This is a genomic window from Paraburkholderia sp. RL18-085-BIA-A, assembly GCF_046027075.1.
In the GTDB taxonomy this organism is placed as follows: Bacteria; Pseudomonadota; Gammaproteobacteria; order Burkholderiales; family Burkholderiaceae; genus Paraburkholderia.
The window spans coordinates 1-3,581 of the sequence record NZ_JARESU010000310.1 but is presented as its reverse complement, the minus strand read 5'-3'; the positions used below and the strand labels follow the sequence as shown (position 1 = coordinate 3,581).

The 3,581-nt window shown below is 59.7% G+C and carries 4 protein-coding genes; 1 reads left to right on the top strand and 3 read right to left on the bottom strand.

Annotation, left to right across the window (positions count from 1 at the left end; all coding sequences use genetic code 11):
- On the bottom strand, positions 1-529 hold a 529-nt coding region (locus P0D89_RS51585), incomplete at its 3' end, for a tyrosine-type recombinase/integrase (RefSeq protein WP_408370689.1).
- A gap of 228 nt (positions 530-757) precedes the next feature.
- The gene (locus tag P0D89_RS51580) at positions 758-1,174 is read right to left on the bottom strand and encodes a cupredoxin domain-containing protein (protein WP_408370690.1); all 417 of its coding nucleotides are present in this window, start codon (positions 1,172-1,174) and stop codon (positions 758-760) included.
- A 712-nt stretch (positions 1,175-1,886) separates the two neighbouring features.
- On the opposite strand from P0D89_RS51580, the gene P0D89_RS51575 reads away from it, so the two are divergent.
- Positions 1,887-2,090, top strand: a complete 204-nt coding sequence (locus P0D89_RS51575) for a hypothetical protein (RefSeq protein WP_408370691.1) — start codon at positions 1,887-1,889, stop codon at positions 2,088-2,090.
- Positions 2,091-2,672: 582 nt separating this feature from the next.
- Here the strand turns inward: P0D89_RS51575 and P0D89_RS51570 are convergent.
- Positions 2,673-3,470: a substrate-binding domain-containing protein gene (locus P0D89_RS51570; protein WP_408370693.1), complete on the bottom strand. Its 798-nt coding sequence runs from the start codon at positions 3,468-3,470 to the stop codon at positions 2,673-2,675.
- Positions 3,471-3,581: the final 111 nt, after the last annotated feature.

The following is a 3,581-nucleotide window of genomic DNA, read 5'->3' as shown; positions in this document are numbered from 1 at the left end:
CCATCAACCTGACAGTGCCCTTACAAGACATAGTCCTGAACGGAAGATAGCGACGCATCGTGTGGGTCCCGTAAGCCGTGTCGTCAAGGCCGATTGACGCGATCCACCGATGAACCAGCCTCGAATATTGCCGTGTCGACAAGTGCGGAGAGCCGTGAATTCTGCTCGGGAACAGGAAGTCGGTTGCGTGCAGGCCTGCATGCCTTATCCATGCCGCCACACTCTCGCGCGTTTGTTCGGCGATCTCGAACTGTACCGGCCGCTGCGTCTTCTGCTGCATGATCATCGCCCGGCTGGCGACGTGCTCTCCCTGGCAGACGTCGCGCACACGCAGCTTCGTTAAATCACAAGCGCGAAGCTTGCTGTCGATGCCGAGATTGAACATTGCCAGATCCCGAACGCGGGACGAGAGCTGCAGCCGCACGCGTATTGCCCATATTTCCTTCAGCTTCAGCGGTGGTTTCTGGCCGGTCAATCTCCTTTTGTTCCACGGTATTCTGGACGGCACGGTGTCGGTTGATGAGCTCATGACAATCTCCCTTCGATAGAAGGGAGATCCAGTTTGCATCTGGCCAAACGGGCGCTTCCCGATCCGTTGCAGCCGATGGGTATTCTCTCGCCGAATGACTGATCATCGTCGAATTCCGGCTGTTGGAATCAAGGTGCTGATCCGCTCGACCAGAGCCTTTCCCACGGGCGTTGAAAAGTAGCGCGTCGCTATCGATGTGCTGCAACCACGGAACAACTGTGCTTCGCCTCAGCGCGCAACAACGAACGATGTGTGCATGCCCATCTCATAGTGCCCCGGCCGGTTGCAAATCAGCACGTAACGTCCTGGCGCAAGCTTCAATGACAGGCGCTTGGTCGAACCCTGCGCCAAGTCTTCCACCTCGCCCATTTTCTCGAACCGGCTTTCCGTGACCAGGCCTTTGCGGACGGGCAGATGCGCGTCGTCCATGTCTGTCCTCAGCACCACGAACTCATGTTCAGTATTGCCGTTCGCTGCGTTGTTCACCTCGAACGTGACGCGTCCGGCCTTCGCTGTGCCGGGATCGAGTTGAATCGCCTTGTCCGTGAGCTTGACATGGATCGTTTCGTCCGCATGACCGCTCAGCGGCACAACGCCGAGCGCAATCGCCGCCAGCGCGCACGCAGTATGGTTGCTGTCGACCATAATACTTCTCCTCGAAAGGGCCGCGTCGCCGCAAGCCGCGTTGAACCACGGTGCCGGGTTCGCCGGCCCCGAGGGCTAGTGGAGCAACTGTTCTCTCGATGACCGTTGCGCGTCAGTAGGCACGCCCGCCAATATGGATGGTTAGGAACCCTCGTCATCGTCGTAGCCGCCGGAGACCACTGTTCGCGGCGTACATCGCTTCGCCTTCACGCAACGGTGCAAGAAGGCTTGCACGCATTGCACGCGTGAATTCATCGCGGATGAAGGACCGTGCTCGCCAGAGCAGGCGAACCTCGGTAATAGAACGTGAGTGGGCTTCGAAATATTCCGTCCGATGTCGCGTGGGAAGCCGCTTTCCGGCGCGCGCCATGCTGGAGAGCACAAACGATTCGAGCGATCCGAGTGGCTTCCCGGTTCACCGACGTGTTACCTGGCTCGCCAACGCGCTAGTTCCCAGTGGACCCCCCGCCCATCATTCGACGTGGTGAAGCCCGCGGCGAAGAATCTCTCTGACGCTTGACGTCAGCCCTAGATCTCGCGTCTGGAACCCGTAAGGGTGGCTACCAGAAGCCTGTCGGACTTCAGCGCCCCCAAGCAATGGCCTGAATGTTGGGCATATTTCGCGAGCTACGGGACAATCAAAGAGTTGCGCATCCGTTTTTAAATCGTCTCGGGCGAATGTCGGTGCATCGACCGCGACCTTTTGAAGGTAATGGAAGGTTACGGCTTCTACCGCGCGCTGAAGCGTACCCATTGCCTCTGGATCAAGGCGGTGGCGGATAACGGTGAACATCAAGGCGATACCCCCGAGGCGCGGGAGGAAAAGAAAAAGATGCAGTCGACCGTCACCGAGCATGCGATCGACTTCGCCCTTCAAGTCACGTCCGCTTGGTCGCAGGCGGAGCCGGCCCATTAAGATTGTATTGGGTGGAAGTCTTGGCTCGCGTTGACAGGCGCCGAACGGCATGACCCCTGGTCATCGTTTCTAAATCATGCCGGAATTGCAGTTTTCAACGGGACGGTTTTCGGGGCGAGGGTCAGGGAAAACTGGCATCGCCGTAAACCCGGCATGGACAGTGGGGCTATGTGGACTCGGGAGGAAACCCGACCGGAGCGCGCGCGGCAATGGTGGATTTGCCTAACGCGGCGAACCTTGGGAGGCTGACAACGTTTTTCTAGGGGCGTGAATGTCCGAGATCGGCGGGATGGAAGGACCGCTCAAGGTCGGCATTACGCGTTCATCGATGCTAAAAGCGGCCATTCGCCCTTGTCTCTTCTCGAGTGGCTAGTCTGTGTTCGACAGCAGTCCTACCTGTGCAATCACATCGACGTCTGCTAAGGCCGATCAAGCAACGTTCGCCATCGGGAATGGCCGCTTCCTGGGTGGAAACGACGTCTGAATGTCCGAGCGACGCCGCGGGCGAATGACGCTTCAAGGCCGTTCTCGGAAGATCCGGCCGTCACCTAGCTCGGCGGCGCGCTGGGTTCACAGCTTCGCTCAGTTCGCAGTCTTCGGCGTTAGCGGTTCGAGCCCGGTCCCCTCAATCGCGGGGGCCGCGTCCGGCGATGACAGAAAACGGATCAGGACCGCTGCGCCCGCTGGATTTTTGGCATTGGTGGCGATGCCCCCGGAAAACACCGTGTACCTTTGTACCTCCGCGGGCAAACTGCCGACCACCGTCACCCCGTCCACCGGCAACAGTTCGACGATCTGCTGAAATCCGAGCTCCGCTTCGCCGTTCGCGATGACACTGGCGACCCGCTCGGCCGGGATCATGCGGCTCTTGCCCTCCACCCGCCCCTCGATACCGAGACGCCGGAATAGTTCGCTGCCGATATAGACTCCATTCGCGTCGTCCGGATAGACGATCGACTTCGCGGCGAGCAGCGTGCGCCGCAATGCGTCGATCGAGCCGATATCCGGCTTCGGCGCCCCCTCGCGAGCCGCGATGCCGATTGCCGAGCGTGCGAAGTCCACCTTGCTGCCAGACACGACCTTGCCAGCGTTGATCTGATCGTCGAGCGCATAGCCGACCACGATCAGCACGTCTGCCCACTCGCCGCGCGCAAGTCGCACGGGGATGGCATTCGCGGCCGTGCCCACTATAGGCCCCCAAACGGTGACCAGCCTATTGCCAGCCGCCTCCTCGAATTGTGGACCCAGTGCGCGATAGGCTGACGCAAACCCGCCCGAAATCATCACCTTAACGTCGTCTGCCGATGCCGCGACGCTGCTCAACAATGCGGCCGCGACACAGAATACGACTGCATGAACTCTCAGCTTGCGGCAATTCACGGCCCCACTCCATGTCGATCGGATGACCCAGCCCAGACATGCATCGAGTCTGGACGCCACTGATGATGTTAGGGCTTTGTCAAGTTGACGGTTGTAAACTACCTTTTGGCT

Excerpts from the sequence above, each read along its gene's own strand:
- P0D89_RS51580 (WP_408370690.1), bottom strand. The coding sequence starts at position 1,174 with ATGGTCGACAGCAACCATACTGCGTGCGCGCTGGCGGCGATTGCGCTC.
- P0D89_RS51575 (WP_408370691.1), top strand. The coding sequence starts at position 1,887 with ATGGAAGGTTACGGCTTCTACCGCGCGCTGAAGCGTACCCATTGCCTC.